17 protein-coding genes are annotated in these 16,952 nt (G+C 42.8%); 5 read left to right on the top strand and 12 right to left on the bottom strand.

The window, feature by feature from the left end; genetic code table 11:
- Positions 1-66: 66 nt before the first annotated feature.
- Together I5907_RS02850 and I5907_RS02845 are read left to right on the top strand one after the other, a co-directional pair.
- Positions 67-663, top strand: coding sequence for a (2Fe-2S)-binding protein (locus I5907_RS02850; protein ID WP_428842555.1), 597 nt, complete (start codon positions 67-69; stop codon positions 661-663).
- An 18-nt stretch (positions 664-681) separates the two neighbouring features.
- Positions 682-2,850: a xanthine dehydrogenase family protein molybdopterin-binding subunit gene (locus I5907_RS02845; RefSeq protein ID WP_196989217.1), complete on the top strand. Its 2,169-nt coding sequence runs from the start codon at positions 682-684 to the stop codon at positions 2,848-2,850.
- A gap of 360 nt (positions 2,851-3,210) precedes the next feature.
- Here the strand turns inward: I5907_RS02845 and I5907_RS02840 are convergent, their stop codons facing one another.
- Complete coding sequence (locus I5907_RS02840; protein ID WP_196989216.1) at positions 3,211-3,459, bottom strand: hypothetical protein; 249 nt, start codon at positions 3,457-3,459, stop codon at positions 3,211-3,213.
- 235 nt (positions 3,460-3,694) lie between these two features.
- Here I5907_RS02840 and I5907_RS02835 point away from each other — a divergent pair, with 235 nt between their 5' ends.
- On the top strand, positions 3,695-4,789 hold the full coding sequence (locus I5907_RS02835) for a glycosyltransferase (RefSeq protein WP_196989215.1): 1,095 nt from the start codon (positions 3,695-3,697) through the stop codon (positions 4,787-4,789).
- A gap of 12 nt (positions 4,790-4,801) precedes the next feature.
- On the opposite strand, the gene nudK is transcribed toward I5907_RS02835, so the two are convergent.
- The gene (gene nudK, locus I5907_RS02830) at positions 4,802-5,383 is read right to left on the bottom strand and encodes a GDP-mannose pyrophosphatase NudK (RefSeq protein ID WP_196989214.1); all 582 of its coding nucleotides are present in this window, start codon (positions 5,381-5,383) and stop codon (positions 4,802-4,804) included.
- Between the two features lie 57 nt (positions 5,384-5,440).
- Here nudK and I5907_RS02825 point away from each other — a divergent pair, with 57 nt between their 5' ends.
- Complete coding sequence (locus I5907_RS02825) at positions 5,441-6,193, top strand: DeoR/GlpR family DNA-binding transcription regulator (protein ID WP_196989213.1); 753 nt, start codon at positions 5,441-5,443, stop codon at positions 6,191-6,193.
- Here I5907_RS02825 and I5907_RS02820 read toward each other — a convergent pair.
- The 7 genes from I5907_RS02820 to I5907_RS02790 all read right to left on the bottom strand — a co-directional run bounded on the left by I5907_RS02820 (position 6,190) and on the right by I5907_RS02790 (position 12,641).
- Positions 6,190-6,684 (bottom strand): SixA phosphatase family protein, encoded by a 495-nt coding sequence (locus tag I5907_RS02820; protein WP_196989212.1) that lies wholly within the window; start codon positions 6,682-6,684, stop codon positions 6,190-6,192. The two genes, I5907_RS02825 and I5907_RS02820, sit on opposite strands and share 4 nt — an antisense overlap.
- 181 nt (positions 6,685-6,865) lie before the next feature.
- Positions 6,866-8,713, bottom strand: coding sequence for an amidophosphoribosyltransferase (locus I5907_RS02815; RefSeq protein WP_196989211.1), 1,848 nt, complete (start codon positions 8,711-8,713; stop codon positions 6,866-6,868).
- A 54-nt stretch (positions 8,714-8,767) separates the two neighbouring features.
- Positions 8,768-9,331, bottom strand: coding sequence for an NADPH-dependent FMN reductase (locus tag I5907_RS02810; RefSeq protein ID WP_196989210.1), 564 nt, complete (start codon positions 9,329-9,331; stop codon positions 8,768-8,770).
- Positions 9,332-9,458: 127 nt separating this feature from the next.
- The gene (locus tag I5907_RS02805; protein WP_196989209.1) at positions 9,459-10,169 is read right to left on the bottom strand and encodes a pirin family protein; all 711 of its coding nucleotides are present in this window, start codon (positions 10,167-10,169) and stop codon (positions 9,459-9,461) included.
- Between the two features lie 84 nt (positions 10,170-10,253).
- Positions 10,254-10,778, bottom strand: coding sequence for a YceI family protein (locus I5907_RS02800; protein WP_196989208.1), 525 nt, complete (start codon positions 10,776-10,778; stop codon positions 10,254-10,256).
- A gap of 60 nt (positions 10,779-10,838) precedes the next feature.
- Positions 10,839-11,297 carry a transcriptional regulator, SarA/Rot family gene (locus tag I5907_RS21600; RefSeq protein WP_196989207.1) on the bottom strand — a complete coding sequence of 153 codons (459 nt, stop codon included), beginning with the start codon at positions 11,295-11,297 and terminating at the stop codon, positions 10,839-10,841.
- A gap of 249 nt (positions 11,298-11,546) precedes the next feature.
- Positions 11,547-12,641 carry an Mrp/NBP35 family ATP-binding protein gene (locus I5907_RS02790; RefSeq protein ID WP_196989206.1) on the bottom strand — a complete coding sequence of 365 codons (1,095 nt, stop codon included), beginning with the start codon at positions 12,639-12,641 and terminating at the stop codon, positions 11,547-11,549.
- A 115-nt stretch (positions 12,642-12,756) separates the two neighbouring features.
- On the opposite strand from I5907_RS02790, the gene I5907_RS02785 reads away from it, so the two are divergent.
- Entirely contained in the window at positions 12,757-13,401 is a 645-nt protein-coding gene (locus I5907_RS02785) for a carboxypeptidase-like regulatory domain-containing protein (RefSeq protein WP_196989205.1), read from the top strand.
- Between the two features lie 179 nt (positions 13,402-13,580).
- Here I5907_RS02785 and I5907_RS02780 read toward each other — a convergent pair whose 3' ends face one another.
- From I5907_RS02780 to I5907_RS02770, 3 genes are all read right to left on the bottom strand, one after another.
- Entirely contained in the window at positions 13,581-14,348 is a 768-nt protein-coding gene (locus I5907_RS02780) for an MBL fold metallo-hydrolase (protein ID WP_196989204.1), read from the bottom strand.
- 81 nt (positions 14,349-14,429) lie between these two features.
- Complete coding sequence (locus tag I5907_RS02775; RefSeq protein ID WP_196989203.1) at positions 14,430-15,230, bottom strand: DUF4290 domain-containing protein; 801 nt, start codon at positions 15,228-15,230, stop codon at positions 14,430-14,432.
- A gap of 342 nt (positions 15,231-15,572) precedes the next feature.
- Positions 15,573-16,937, bottom strand: coding sequence for an efflux RND transporter periplasmic adaptor subunit (locus tag I5907_RS02770; protein ID WP_196989202.1), 1,365 nt, complete (start codon positions 16,935-16,937; stop codon positions 15,573-15,575).
- Between the last annotated feature and the right edge of the window lie 15 nt (positions 16,938-16,952).

Raw genomic sequence — 16,952 nt, 5'->3', positions numbered from 1 at the left:
CCGGTGGCATTGGCCCCGCTTTGGGCAAATGAAGCGCTGCAGCTGCCATGAAAACAGAATGCACAAGTGAGTGACACAACAGGCGATGCCATAAAAACAACTGCCGGCCACCCCATATTCTTTCCTGTAATTTACTACCGCGCTTACAACCTATTTAGTAACTTAGTTGTTTACACCCCATCAAAACTCATCTATATGGCCGCATACGCTTTACAAATCAATGGTAAGACCTATAACATAGAGGCCGACCCCAAAATGCCTTTGTTATGGGCAATAAGAGACCTTGCCGGGTTAACAGGTACAAAATATGGTTGTGGTATTGCACAGTGTGGTGCCTGCACCGTACATTTAAATGGCACGCCGGTGCGCTCCTGCTCGCTACCTGTATCAGCAGCGGCCACTCAGAAAATAACCACTATAGAGGGTTTGTCAGACGACAATTCGCACCCGGTTCAAAAAGCATGGATAGCAGAACAGGTACCGCAATGTGGCTATTGCCAGAGCGGGCAGATAATGGCAGCTACTGCCTTGCTGAAAAAAAATCCGAAGCCTACGGATAAAGACATAGAAGTAGCCATGCAGGGAAACATTTGCCGTTGTGGCACATACCCACGTATACGCAAGGCAATACATACTGCCGCTGAGCTAATGGCCAAATCATAACCACCAAACTTTATTACCATGACGAAGATTGCTAAAAATATATCCCGCAGAAATTTTGTAAGAGCAGGAAGTATCACCGGCGCTGCACTTACCATTGGCTTTAATTTTTCTGCTGCTGCAAAAGATGAAACCGCAATTTTAACAGGTGAAGATGCAGACACCATGGGTATACCCCTTAATGCGTTTGTATCAATAGACACTTCCGGTAAAATAACCATTATGAACCACCGTTCAGAAATGGGGCAGGGTGCTTACCAGGTAGTACCACAAATGATAGCCGAAGAACTGGAAGTAAACCCGGAAAATGTAAACATTGTTTTTGCGCCCGGCGATAATAAAAAGTATGGCAGCCAGTTAACAGGTGGCAGCTCAACAGTAAGAGGCGCATACAAACATTTATTGCGTATAGGCGCTACGGCAAGGGAAATGCTCATTATGGCGGCAGCCAAAAAATGGAATGCTGATCAAAAAGATTGCTATGCAGCAAATGCACAGGTAATTCACCAGCCCACAGGCAAAAAATTTGGTTATGGCGAGCTTGTGGAAGAAGCCGCTAAAATAGCGCCCCCCAAAAATATTACCCTAAAAAACAGGAAAGACTACAAAATAATCGGCAAGCCACTCATAAGGCAGGATGCACCATTAAAAGTAAATGGTAAAGCCATATTTGGTATAGACAAGCGTGTAGATGGAATGCTCTATGCAGTAGTAGAAAGAAACCCACGTTTTTTAGGTAAAGTAAAAAGCTTTGATGCTGCTGCTGCGAAGGCTATACCAGGCGTAAAGCATGTTTTAAAAGTAAAAAGGCATGTTTTTGCCACAGAGCAGGAAGGTGTTGCTGTGGTGGCAGATAATCTATGGAGTGCCATGCAGGGTCGCAAAGCGCTAAAGGTAGAATGGGACGATAATGGTTTTGAGCATATGAGTACCGCATCTCTATACAACCGCATGAAAGAAGATGTAAACAAAGAAGCATTGTCTTTGCGCACCGGGGGCAATTTTGAAGGCGTTTTCGATAAAGGAACAAAGAAAATAGAAGCGGTTTATGAAACGCCTTACCAGTCGCACAGTTGCATGGAGCCGCTCAATTGCACGGCACATGTATACGATGACAAATGCGAAATATGGGGACCTATACAGGCACCCGATTGGATGCAGGGTATGATTGCACAGTACCTTGGCATAAAGCCTGATAACGTAATTATTAATATGACATTTCTCGGTGGCGGATTCGGTCGTAAGGCTTTTATGGATTATCTCGATGAAGCGGTGATGATATCAAAAGATATTAAAGCACCCGTGCAGGTAGTATGGACAAGAGAAGACGATATGGCTGCCGGACCCTTTAGACCGGGCGCAGTTTACCAGTGTAAAGCCGCTATTGGCGAAGGTGGAAATATTGCTGCTTTTCAAACAAAGATGGCCGCGCAAAATATGGATCACCAGTGGCCGGGTGCTGATACAAATGCTTATAACAGCAGCGCTTCGGAAGGCTTTTTAGAGCCATACTTTTTATCTATTCCAAATTATAGTTTTGGAGATGTTCCCACGAAATCTACTGTACCGGTAATGTGGTGGCGCTCGGTGTATGCATCCACCAACGGCTTTGCTTTCGAAAGTTTTATGGATGAACTGGCAGCAAGTGCCGGCAAAGACCCGCTCGAGTTCAGGCGCATGCACCTCGGCGACGAACGTTACCAATCGCTTATTGACATACTGGAAGAAAAATCAGGCTGGAAAACCAAAGGTAAAAATGAAGGATGGGGCGTAGCCATTACAGAATGTTTTAAAAGTATTGTGGGCGAAGTGGTGAAGGTTTCAAAAAAACCGGATGGCGGCATCAAGATTGATAAAGTAATCGCTGTTATGGATTGCGGCTGGTATGTAAACCCGGACATCATAAAAGCCCAGGTAGAAGGCAGCATTGTAATGGCACTCGGTGCTGCCACCATACACGAAACATTGTTTGAAGATGGACAGGCGGTACAAAAGAATTTCGATAAGTATAAAATGCCGCGTTTTACAGACACGCCCGAAATTGAAGTGTACGTTGTAGACAACGATGAGAAAGCCGGCGGGGTAGGAGAGCCCGGTTTACCGCCTTTGGCACCGGCCCTCGCAAACGCTGTTTACGATCTTACAGGAAAACGCATCAGGAAGTTGCCATTTAGCCTGAACGAAGTGTAGTGCCCAACACACGATTTGCCGGTTTTGAAAAAGAATGTTTTTTTGCCGGCTTTAGTATTTTATGGCATCGCCTGTTGTGTCACTCACTTGTACGTTCCAATTTTATGGCAGCAGAAGCGATCCGTTACAAGCAGTCTTGTTGTAAAACCGGCCGTTGCAAATATTATTTGAATGAAATGGAGTTTCCTGCGGAAACTCCATTTTTGGTTAATGGTTTGTAAGAAACGCTTTTTCTATTTTCTCTGCTATATTGTTTACCCGCTTCAACCTGTGTTTACAGTGCTACAGTTTTTTAATAGAAATGTATAGCAATAAAAAAACTCCGTTGCCGGAGTTCAATGCATTTGTGTTTGAGTGCTGCTAATTGTTGTTGCTGATAAAAACAAACGGTTTCAATTTCTTTTCCCGTAATGCCTGCTTTATCAAATGAGGTTTCTGAATGATCTTGTAACGGTTCAAATCAATTAATTCATTGGCGGTACAAAACGCATCCATCTGCTCCACGTGGTAAAGCAAATCTACGAGTAGCTCAACTTCATGTTCGAGCTCTCCCGGTTTCATCGATTCCTTTTTTGTAAGTACCAGCAAGTCTCTGTTTCGGGGGCTCATAACAAGTCTGGGTTACAATCGTTAAAAAAATTATTTCGGTTCATACAATCAAAGTTTAGGACATCTGCATTTACCAACATTTACATTGCTGCTATGTTTGCTTGCTCCACAAGATGCCATCGTCAACGTCACTACAATAAGCAACAAAAAAAGAATCGGTTTGTTTATCTTACGCATTGATTTGTAGTCTTTAAAATTAGGTATTTTTTACACAATAACAACTTTCTATTAAGTTTTGACATCCAAACTTTCAAAAAAAGTGCTGGTTGCACCGCTTGACTGGGGCCTGGGTCACGCTTCACGCTGTATTCCTTTGATCAGTACCCTCCAAAAAGAGGGATGTAACATCGTGATAGCGGCTTCAGGTGCTCAACAATATTTGCTTCAAAGAGAATTTCCAAACCTGGAGTTTATAACATTGAAAGGTTATAGTGTTAGTTATACCAGACATAAACGCTTTTTCAGTGCAAAAATATTGTGGCAGATTCCAAAAATTCTCCTAAGAATCAGGCAGGAACATAAATGGATTGCTAAAATCGTTGAAGAAAAGAAGATTGATCTTATCATAAGCGATAACCGCTACGGGTTGTATAGTACAAAAGTGCCCTGTGTTTTCATCACGCACCAGCTAACAATAAAAGCACCTGCAGCCTGGATGGAAAAACTGATGCAACGGGTAAACTACCGCTTTATAAACAGGTTTACGCAATGCTGGGTTCCGGATTTTGCAGGTGAAAAAAACATTGCCGGTATATTATCGCATCCGCAACAAATGCCTGTTATAAAAACCTGTTATCTCGGGCCGCTTTCAAGATTCAGTTATAAACCGGCAGAAGTTTACCTGTACAAATACCTGTTTGTTATATCAGGTCCTGAGCCACAACGCACAATGTTGCAAAACCTCGTGCTGGAGATATTGCCAAAGCTTGATGGCAATATAATGCTAGTCTTGGGACTGCCAGAAAAAAATGACACCTATACTGCTTCTGAAAATGTTATTATAAAAAGCCATCTTGATACTGCTGCACTTGAACAGGCATTTTTGCAAAGTGAATTTATTGTCAGCAGGTCTGGCTATACAACCGTAATGGAATTGCTGGCTTTGAGGAAAAAAGCAATCCTTGTTCCCACCCCTGGACAGACCGAACAGGAATACCTGGCACACAGGCTTATGGAACAACACTGGTGTTATACCTGCAGCCAGCATGATGATCTTGCAGAGCACATCCAACAAGCAACCACTTTTGGCTTTGAGTCACCCGGTTTTGAGCAACCGCTGTATGAAAAGGTGGTGAAGGAATCTTTAGGCAAGTATTGTAAATCCCAATAAACTATTGCACGCCTATTGCGTATTAAAAATATTCACTTTGAGGTATTGTAAAAGCATGATCGTTTTTCCATCTCTTATGTCGCCGGTTGAGATCATACCGTAAGCTTCTTCGAAAGGTAATTCCAGTACTTCAATGTCTTCATGTTCTTCAATTACTCCGCCACCTTCGTGCACTTTCATTGATGAATTGTAAGCGCCGATAAAAAAATATATTATTTCAGTAACCGACCCCGGCGACATATATGCATCGAATATCCTGGTTACGTTTTCCAGCTTATAGCCTATTTCTTCTTCAGCTTCGCGCCTGATGCATGTTTCGGCATCGTCTTTATCCAACAAACCGGCACAGGCCTCAATTAGCAACCCCGACTCGTTGCCATTGATAAACGTGGGTAAACGGAATTGCCTCGTGAGTATTACCGTTCCGTTGTATACATCGTATGGCATAATAACGGCTCCGTTGCCCCGGTCATAAGCTTCCCTGGTGGCAGTAATAAGGGAACCGTTCCGGCTTTTTTTTTCATAAGTAATTTTTCTTAAAACGTACCAGTTATCGGATAAAACTTTATTTTCTGTGATGATCACTTTTGACATTTTGATTGATTGTTTTTGATTATTTTAGAATTTTCCTGATTAATATAATTGTTCAATATGAATTTTGAAGAAAGGAAGCGGGAAATTTTAAAACTTACCGAAGCGCATAGCAGCGTAAGCGTTGCAATGCTTGCGAAAAACCTGCATACGTCTGCCATTACGATCAGGCGGGATCTTGCCGTACTGGCCGGGAACGGCCTGCTCTACAGAACCCATGGCGGCGCCATGAAAGTAAACGAGGCAGTTGCAACCGCAGGTTACATTGATAAATCAATAATTAATGCACAGGCAAAAGACGTGATCTGTAAAAAAGCGGCAACGTTTATAAAAGACGGCGATATAATATTTATGGATTGCGGCAGCACTGTATCAAGATTGTGCGCTTACATTAAGTATCGAAAAATAAGAGTTGTGACCAACTCTTTACCGGTTGTATACGAACTGATGAACAGCAGTGTTCAACTCACTGTTACAGGAGGGCAGGTAGATAAGGAACGCAGGGCGATACATGGCGTAATGGCCCTTGAGCAAATAGCGCGGTATAAATGTGATAAAGCTTTTATTGGTGTAGACGGCATCTCTCTTGCCAAAGGGTTATCTGCAAAAACAGAAAAAGAAGCTGGTGTTACAAAGGCAATTGCTTCAGGTGCAGGAGAGGTATTCCTGCTTTGCGATTCAGGCAAGCTCGAAAAGGATCAGTATTTCCAGTTTGGATCATTAAATATGATCAACTACCTGGTAACAGACGGTAATGCCGACAAAAAGCTTTTACAGCGTTATACAAAGCGGGGAATACATGTAATTGTTTAGTCGCCATTTTTTGGATAATCAATAAACCAGAAGGTTTTTTTCGCCTGCTCAAAGTTGCTCCAGTTATCTGTTTCAACTTGTACAGCAAAGACGCAGCAGGTTGGCATGTTATCGATCTGTGTATTCGTAAGCTTGTTCGCAAACATGGTAATGCCCGGGTTATGAGCAAAGATGGCCACAGACTGAAATTGGTTATTGAACTTACTGATCACATCAAAATACACATCATACGGTGCCTCGTATAGCGCTGGTGTTTTAATAATATTTTGCCCAGGGTAATTAAATGCTTTTGCAAAATATTTTGCTGTGGACAATGCTCTTACAGCCGTACTTGATACAAGCGCATCTGGTATGACGCCTTTTTCTGCAAGTTTTTCAGCCATTGCAGGAGCGTCTTTGTTGCCGCGGTTATTCAGCGGGCGGTCAAAGTCTTTTTGGGATGGGTTATCCCAACTGCTTTTGGCATGACGTACAAGTAGCAAGGTTTTCATTTCTTAAAGTTACAAAAGCTGGCAGATAAAAAAATCAGCACCGCGTGGTGCTGAAAAATATTGGCAATGATGTTTGTTTTTGTATGGGCAGCGGCATTGCACTTGCCCAGTAAAGATTCAACCGTACAAGAGTGCGACGCAACCACAGCTACATAGTAGCAATACTGCCGGGTACATAAAACTAATAACCCCTTACATTTTTACCCTCGTAATAATTGATAAACGCTTTATTTACCACGCGGTTACCGCCCGGCGTTGGATAATTGCCGGTGAAATACCAATCGCCGGTATTGGTTGGACAACTATCGTGGAGATCTTCAATCGTTTGGTAAATGACCTCTACGGGAAGTGTAACATCTTTTGGCGTGATAAGCTGTGCAATTTTTGCCGAGATCTCTTCTGTAGAAAATGGCTTATAAATCTGCCGCACCACATTTTCTGTATGCAACTGGTTATTGCGCTGCAGTTCTTTTATTTTCTCGTATACACTGTGCAACACATCTTCCTGGCCTTTTTCTTTGAGTAATTCGATGGCTGCGCGGAATGCGATAAAATCGCCAAGTTTACTCATATCGATGCCATAACAATCCGGGTAGCGTATTTGCGGTGCCGAAGAAACCACGATGATGCGTTTTGGATTTAACCTTGCCAGCATACGTACAATGCTTTCTTTGAGTGTTGTGCCACGCACAATACTGTCGTCTATTACAACAAGCGTATCCTGGTCTCTGCGCACAGTACCGTAGGTAATATCGTAAACGTGTTGTACCATTTCGTTTCTGCCGGAATCTTCGGTGATGAAGGTGCGCAGTTTTACGTCTTTGATGGCAATTTTCTCCTGTCTTATTTTACGATTGATGATCTCTTCAAGCTTTTCAGAGTCAATCTCGTTACCCCAGCTTAAAATACGTTCGAGCTTGCGTTTATTAAGGTAGTCTTCCATGCCTTTTACCAGGCCGAAAAAAGCTACTTCTGCAGTATTGGGTATGTAAGAGAAGATGGTATTTTTCAGGTCGTACTCTACAGATTCAAGCACGGCTTTACTAAGATGGTGACCAAGTGCAATACGCTCCCTGTAAATTTTTTCATCGCTACCGCGGCTGAAATAAATACGCTCGAAGCTACAGGCTCTTCTTTCTTTGGGATCGAGTATCTGCTCTACCCTGTAGCTTCCTTTATCGTCTATGATAAGTGCATTGCCAGGCATTAACTCAAGCACTTCATTTTCGCCCACGTTGAACGAGGTGCGTATAGAAGCACGCTCGCTGGCGGCAACAATTACTTCGTCATCTATGTAATAATAAGCCGGTCTTATGCCATGCGCATCACGCATAACAAAGCTGTTCCCATTGCCAATAAGACCACCGATGGTATAACCACCATCGAAGAGTGGTGTGGCTTTCCTGAGAACAGTTGCAATATCCGGCGCATTGGGACTTTTGTCGTCTTCTTTGCTTAGAAAATGATGCACTACTTCCATCATTGCTGCAAGATCGCTCTGGCGCTGAAACTCGCCGGGGTCTACGTTAATGAGCGCAAATAATTCTTCTGTATTTACAAGGTTGAAGTTGCCTGCAAGTGCAATATTTCTGCCGGGGATAAGATTTCTTTTAATAAACGGGTGACAGAATTCGACATTGTTCTTACCCTGTGTACCATAACGGAGATGGCCGAGCAGCAATTCACCCAGTGCAGGTACATGACCTTTCATTAAGCCGGGATGTTGTTTGATATCGGGCTGGTATTTTTCCAGCTCTTTTATTTCCTGCCCCAGTTTAAAAAAAATGTCTGCTATTGGCTGAGGAGCATTGCTACGGGTTCTGAACAAATATGGGTGACCTGGCTCTACATTTAGTTTTACAGCAGCAATACCGGCACCATCCTGGCCACGGTTATGCTGTTTTTCCATCAGCAGGTACAGTTTATTTAGACCGTACATTACTGTTCCATATTTCTGGAGATAATAAGAGAAAGGCTTTCGGAGGCGAATGAAGGCTAACCCGCATTCATGTTTTATTTCGTCGCTCATGTTTTACGAAAAGAAGCCGCAAATTTACGGTTAGTTGCCGTTAAAAAAAGTTATTTATTGTGCCGGCTGAAGTTCAGGCGCCAGTGCTTCTGCGAGCCAGAGAAATTCACTTACGAAGACATCGACATTTTTTTGAAAAGACAAATCTGTAAGATTGCCTTCGGCGTTAAATTTTTTATCTACCATAGGTGTAACCAGCATATGCGGCGATCCTATGCCAAACAATGCATTGATGAGTAATTGCATTTGTTGTGTAGCGCGCATGCCACCCATAATACCCGGCGATGCTGTTACGATGCCAAAAGTTTTATGCGTCTGCTTGGGAAAATGATCAAAAAGGTTTTTTAGTGCCGGGGTGTAGCTGCCGTTGTATTCGGGCGTAACCATGATAAACGCATCAGCGTCGAACATGCGTTTGGCAAGTGGTTGCAGTGCTTCAGGGGTACGCTCCACACTTGTAAAGACTTCCTGCTGCAATAACGGCAAAGACCATTCTCTTACATCTATCAGGTTAATGTTATGTTCCGTTTTCTCACGCATATATCTCTGGAGGAAGACCGCTACCCTGCGTGATAAACTCTCCTGCCTCGGACTTCCTGATATAATCTCTATGTTCATAAAACTGTTCCTTTTATTTGTATATGATCGTCTTTCCTTTTAGTACTACAGGCGTCATGCCCGGAGTAATCTGTAAAAGTAAAACTGAACTGTTTAACCCTATTTGTGTGAATTGCGTATTACCACCTCAATGATTGATGGGTATTTCTATTACAATAAATGATGATGCTTCAGCAGTTTGCAATGAGATATTACCGGTTTCCCATACACCAATCGCATCTCTTTTGCCAATGGTTTCATTCGCCACAGATACAGCGCCTTCCATTACAAAGATGTAAACGCATTTGTTCAATGGGTTTAATGTGTAGGTTATTGTATGGCCTGCATCAAAATAGCCCAAGCTAATTTTTGCATTCTGATTGATCCAGCAGTGCTCCTGTCCTTCTTCGTTGCTGACTACTGTTTTCAATAAATTTTTGCGGTTTTCCCGTGAAAAATTTCTACGCTGGTAGCGTGGCTCTATGTTCTGCAGTTTTGGTTCAATCCATATTTGCAGGAACTGTACATCTTCCTCGCCAATATTATACTCTTCGTGTTTAAGCCCTCTGCCCGCACTCATAATCTGCACCCAGTCTTTTTCAACAATATCGCTAAAGCCCATTGAATCTTTGTGGTTCATTTTACCCTGCAACATGATACTTACAATTTCCATATTGGTATGCGGGTGCAAACCAAAGCCGCCGCCAGGTTTAACTACATCGTCATTGAATGTATGCAGCAGGCCAAACCCTTTCTTTACAGGACTATAGTAAGATGAAAAGCTAAAGGAAAATTTGCTGACAAGCCAGCCAATATCTTTGGTGCCGCGGTCTTCTTTCCGATGAATGATGTATTGCATATTTGGGATTTTTGTAAATATAAAAGGCATGAGGTGTAAGAAAAGAAAGTACCAGGGTTCTCAATCCTGGTACTTTGCCGGCAGTTACTGTTTCACCATCTGTACCTGCACATTCAAACGCACATCATCACTTACCACTATACCGCCGGCCTCTGTTACTGCGGTCCACTTTAAGCCAAATTCTTTACGGTTTATTTTGCCTGTTATTTCAAATCCTGCCTTTGTCTGGCCCCACGGGTCTGTCATTGTACCGCCGTAAGCCACATCAAGTTTTACCGGTTTGGTAATATCCCGGATGGTGAGATTGCCATCCAGTTCATATTCTTCATCATTCTTTTTTGAGATAGCTGTTGATTCGAAGGTCATTTTTGGAAACTGTTCTGCATTGAAGAAGTCATCGCCTTTTAAATGACCATCTCGCTGTTCGTTATTGGTACTAATGCTGTCTATATCAGCTTCGAACGTAACTTTCGCATCAGTAAAATCTTCTTTATCTGCAGTAAGGGTTGCATCGAATTTTGCAAATGTTCCGGTTACATTGGTAATCATGAGGTGTTTTACTTTAAAAGTAACCTCAGAGTGTGATGGATCTACTTTGTACGTTGCCATAATATTTGGTTTATGTGATTTAAATTATAGATGTATATACATGTATCGGGCCAAAAAAATTTATGATTCATTTGTTCTCAGCTGTTCCAGCAAAGCATTTAACGCTGCTGCATCCTCATTGTTCATAGAGATTGTTGAATCGTATATTTTATTAATTTTTTCTGTTGTTATTTCCAGCATATTCATGCCAGCCTGTGTAATGGTAATTACTGTTTCTCTTTTATCTTCTGCAGAGGTATTACGCTTTACCAGTTTTTTCAGCTCTAGCCTGTCTATGATACGCGGCACGTTTGAATTTTTCTCTATCATGCGGCATGCTATATCTCTTACACACATTTGCTGTGGAAAACGGCCTTTCAATATCCTGAGCACATTATACTGCTCATGCGTAAGACCGTACTCTTTTAATGATTTACTCATCATTGTTTTCAGCCACCACGCTGTATATAAAATGTTCAATCCTGCTTTCTGCACTTCGCTCCTGAATTTTGTACTTTGTATGGCTTGCTCAAGTTTCACTTTGCAAATATATGTACGTACATCTATTTGTTCCAAAAAAATATGCTACAGGTTTTGTTAAAGCATTTTGGCGGGTAAACAGGAATAAAAAAATCGTGTAGTGAACCGGTAAGAAACCAGTAACTACACGATGTGTGCATTTTCGAAAGTACGCAGTTATTGATCGCTGCAGTTGCCATGAAAACGGAACGTTGAACCGAGCGTGGCAACAGCCGATGCCATAAAAATCTACTGCCGGTTACCAAAAAATTATTCCACCACTTCAACCATCTGCGTGGAAGGTAATTTTGCATTGCGTATAGCAATATTTCTTACTGCCATTGCCGCAAAATCTTCAAAGGCTTTTAGCGATAGGGCATCATTGCCTATCATTGCGGGAACACCGCTATCACCACCCTCCCTGATGCTTTGTACAATGGGGATCTGGCCGAGAAAAGGCAGATCATATTCGTCTGCAAGCCTTTTGCCGCCTTCTTTTCCAAAGATGTAATATTTGTTTTCGGGCAACTCCTGTGGGGTAAAATATGCCATATTTTCTACGAGGCCGATGATAGGCACATTGATCTGTGCCTGGCCAAACATGGCAATCCCTTTCTTAGCATCTGCCAGTGCTACGTTTTGTGGCGTGGTAACAATCACCACGCCGGTTACGGGCACTGTTTGCATAAGGGTCAGGTGAATATCCCCGGTGCCTGGTGGCATATCTATTACCAGGTAATCCAGTGCGCCCCAGTCTACATCTGTAACAAACTGACGTATGGCACTGCTTGCCATTGGCCCGCGCCACACCACGGCATTTTTTTCATCTACCAGCAAACCGATGCTCATTAGTTTTATGCCATACTTTTCCAGCGGAATAATCATACCCTTGCCATCAACATCTCTCATCATAGGTCTTTCGCCCCTTACGCCAAACATAATAGGTACGCTGGGGCCGTAAATGTCAGCGTCCATTAAACCTACACTGGCGCCTTCTTTTGCAAATGCAAGGGCAAGATTGGCTGCAACAGTACTTTTACCCACGCCACCTTTACCACTTACCACCGCAATAATGTTTTTAACGCCCGGCAAAAGTTGCTGCGCATCTTTACGGTTGGTTGTTGTATTAGATGTAAAGTCTACCTGCACATTCGCCTCTTTGCTTACAAGAATCTTTACAGCATTGATACAAGCCGTTTTCATCATGTCTTTTACAGGGCATGCAGGTGTGGTAAGTACTATGGTAAATGATACATTGTTGCCATCTATTTTTATGTCTTTTATCATGTTCAGCGTCACCAGATCTTTACCAAGATCGGGCTCCTGAACGTTACTCAGCGCTTTCAGAATGTCCTGTTCAGTCATCGCACATAATTTTGTTAAAAAGGAATATTTTGCAGCAAAATTAGTTGGCAAAGGGGTTATTTTGTTTTGAATGAGGGAAAGCCTTTAAAAACTTTTTCTTTTAATCAATTGCTGCATGAAGCGACTTCTACAATATTTTACTATTGCCTTTTCTATTCTTTCAACTTTCAATGCTGCCGCGCAGGACCGCAATGCACAGGATTCTGTAATACAGTTGTATGGCGTGGTTATGACGGCCGATAGCCTGCGGGCAATTGAATCTGCCAGTGTTATTGTAGAGAATAAAGGTCGCGGTACGCTAACCAATTACCAGGGCGTATTTTCAATTGTTGTGCTCAAAGGCGATAATATCCGTTTTTCCTGCGTGGGCTTCAAGGATAAGATCATCAGCATCCCCGATAACCTGGAAGGCAATCAGTACAGCGTAATACAGCTAATGGTGAGTGATACAGCCTATTTGCCTGCTACCATATTAAAACCGAGACCCACCAGGGCACAGTTTGAACGCGACTTTGTAAATGTGGAAGTACCTGCCGACCAGATTGAGATAGCAAGAAAAAATACCGATGATGCCACCCGAAGGGCACTTATAGCTGCCTTACCTGCAGATGGCCGCGAGGCAGTAAATGCCAACATACGCAGGCAATCGCAAAGGTTGTATTACCAGGGTCAGCAGCAACCTATTAACCTCCTAAACCCGTTTGCATGGGCTGAGTTCATAGAAGCCTGGAAACGGGGTGATTTTAAAAAGAAAGATTAAGCCTGCCTTTTATTTACCTGTAACAGGATTTAAATGAATTGTTGCGCCGGCAACAGGTCAATATGGCATCGCCTGTTGTGTCACTCACTTGTGCGTTCCACTTTTATAGCAACTGTAGTACGCGGTGCAAATCCCCCATAATTAATCGTAAGGCGTAAGCCATTGATGTAGCAGACCACTTATTCAGCGTTGCTGCTGGTGCCGGCCGTTTGGGCATTATAGTAAGGTGTTTTTACATCATGGTAAAACAGGAAGGTCCAGTTTTCCTCCCGCCCGGTTTGCCACCACTGCTGGCGTAATTCCATACACTTTTTACCGTCGTAGTCGTATTTGGCTATAAATTTATTTTTCATCTGTTGCAGTTGCGGTGCATCATCACCACCAAAAAAGATAGTTTCATTTTTTTCTTTTATCCAGTACACCTGGTGGTAAGGGCTGTGGCCCCCGGTAATGTGGTAAGAGATATATTCATCAATGGTTCCATCTCCGTCCAGGAACACTACATTTTGCCCGTATTGCAGCATCGAAATTTCCTCAGCCATGTAAGATGGAAAACCGGTCTCCATTGCAAACTCCATCTCTTTCTTTTGTACGTAATATGTGGCTTTGGGAAAAGAGAGTTGATAGTTACCAAGCTTGTCTTTCACACTCACGCCACCGGCATGGTCTTTATGCAGGTGTGTCATCAATACTTTGGTAATACTTTCCGGGGCTATGTTGGCGGCTTTAAGATTTGCATACAACTGCAACGTGCCATTCCTGGAAAAGCCAAGCCCCGTGTCCAGCAGCAGTACATCTTTCGATGTAACAACAACAAATGGCTGTACTTCTACCAGCAGGCTTCCAACTGGTCTTTGCTGCAGTTCGTCGTTATCCAGGTCGAATGGTACAAAGATTTTTGTTTTATCTATGGTGAAGACACCTTCTGACAGCGGGATTATTTGCATCTTCAAAAGTATATTGCTTATGTTATTGCTGTAATAAAAAAGGCTGCTAATTTTTAGCAGCCTTTATATCTAAGTATTTTTTTATTTAAAACGCTTCTTAAAATTCTGGTTCCTGTTATTTCCGTTTCCGCCACCTCCGCGGCTATCACGGTTATCCCGGCCACCCGGACTTCTGCCACCACCGCCGCGGTTATCCCTGTCTCTGTCGCGATCTCTTCCACCCATGTTTCTGCCGCCATTATTGTTGCGCCCATTGCTCATGTAGCTTTGCTGCCTTCCACCACGATCTCTGTCGTTGCTGCGTGCACTGCCTCTTCCATAATCATCGCGCTCAAAATTCTGGTTGCGGTGTTTTATGTAAGGTGTATTGCTGAATTCCAGCTCGCCACCTGTTATAGCATTCAATTCCGAACGGATATTGTCATCATGCACCAGTTCTTTATGCCAGTTGCTGTAAGAGAGTTTCATGTAGTATGCAATGGCATGCGCAAAACCAGCTTTCTTTTCAGCATTGTCTTCCTTCAGCGCCTTATCAATTACCAGCTCAAGGTTTTTTCCCAGGTGGGAATATTTTGGATAACGTTTTGGATAAGGCAATGGAGCCGGCTTGGCCTTATACGTTGCTTTTTCTGGAATTGGGTATGGGCTGTCAACTTTCAGTTTAAAGTCGCTCATAAAAAAGAGATGATCCCATAGCTTATGCCTGAAATCTTCTACATTTTTCAGGTGTGGGTTTAAGAATCCCATCAGTTCGATCACTACCTGTGCCTGTTGCTGGCGTTTTTTGGGGTCTTCAATAGTTAATACGTAATCAACCATATTCTGAATATGCCTGCCGTATTCACGCATCACCATGTGGCTTCTCGACGTGTTATATTCCATAAATGTCTTTTGCAAGTTTGAATGAAAACAAATGTAATTAATGGTTTCTCTTGTGTAGAAGTGTTGTATGACTGCGGCCGTTGGTAATGTATCGTAACCGTTTTCGTCATTCCCTGCCTAAGCCGGTTAAGTGGCTTGCATATCACCCGGCAGGACTTCAGGGTCTCCAAGCGTAACATGCCAAAGGTAATGGCAATATTTGTAATTATGATTAAACAAAGCTTTAAAACTCATATTTCTCCGCAAATAAATTCACCGATCTGCGATCAAAAAGTCACAGGTTATAAGAAAACAAAAAACCTGCCCTTTTCAAAGGCAGGTTTTTTCGCAGCATTTAAGCCATTATTTAGGCGTACTGAAATTTTTGAGTAACTCGTCTTTACTTACCACTTTTACTTTTGAACTATCTTTCAATTGCTTGCTTACCACATCGTATGGTGCTGTTACCACTTCATCTCCGGCATTTATACCATTTACAATCTGTATGTAGTTTATATCCTGTATATCTGTCTTCACAGGTTTCTTTCTCACTATGCCGTCTTTTTGTACAATAAATACTACCTCTTCCACATCATCGTCGGCAGCTGCTGATTCAGTTTTGTCTTCGTCTTTCTTCTCTTCCACTTTTTTACCCTCGTTTTTATCCCTGGTCGTTACAGCATTTAACGGAATGGTAAGTACGTTCCTGTTGGTCTTTGTCTGAATATCTGCACTGGCGCTCATGTTAGGCCGGAAAGGGAAAGGCTGTCCTTTTACAATAAGGTCTTTATAGCTATCCTGCATGAGCCTTATATGAACCTGGTAATTTGTAACCTGTGTAGAGCTCGATAAAGAAGAAGCTGTACCAGACAAACCGGTAGACGGGTTTGCAATTTTATATACAATTCCTTTGAACTTACGATTGTTGAAGGCATCTATTTCTACCAGGGCTGTATCGCCGAGTTTTACTTTAGGAATATCGTTTTCACCTACATCAACCTGCACTTCAATGCTTGCGAGGTCTGCAATACGCATCATTTCGGTACCAACGTTAAAGCTGTTGCCCGCAACGCGTTCGCCTTTTTTTACACTCAGCAGGCTTATAACGCCATCCATTGGTGCAACGATTGTTGTTCTGCTAACATCTTTCTGTGCCCTGGTAAGGCTTGCAGATGCGCTTTGTACATTGGCCTGGTTTGCCTTTATACCCGCTTTTGCGGCTTCGAAGTTTGCTTTTGCAGAAAGCCATGCCTGTTGTGCCTGCTCAAATTCAGAAGCGGAGATTACTTTCTGGTCCAGCAATGTTTTTTGTCTTTTGTATGCAGCTTCCGTCTGGTCAAGTGTGGCCTGTAATGCACCAAGCTGGGCACTGGAGTTGGCCACCTGCGCCTGTGATTGAGACACCACGGCTGCAGCCTGGTCTCTTTGAGAAGCATATATGTCTCCATATATTTTGGCAAGTACCTGCCCTTTCTTTACGGTATCTCCCTCAATTACATTCAACTCTACAATTTCTCCTGCAATGTCCGGGCTAACCTTTACTTCCACCTCCGGAAATACTTTGCCACTGGCAGTTACGATTTCTGTAATGTTCCTGATCGTTGCTTTTTCTGCAGTTACTTTAGTGCCTTCATCATTACCACCCAGTACGCCTGCCTTGCTTAAACCGATCAGTGCAACGACAAGTATTACGAGAATAATAATGATCCATTTTAGTTTCTTGCTCATATGGAAATGTACTTG

Source organism: Panacibacter microcysteis (assembly GCF_015831355.1).
GTDB lineage: Bacteria > Bacteroidota > Bacteroidia > Chitinophagales > Chitinophagaceae > Panacibacter > Panacibacter microcysteis.
The sequence above is the reverse complement of the archived record's forward strand: the minus strand, read 5'-3'. Positions and strand labels throughout refer to the sequence as shown.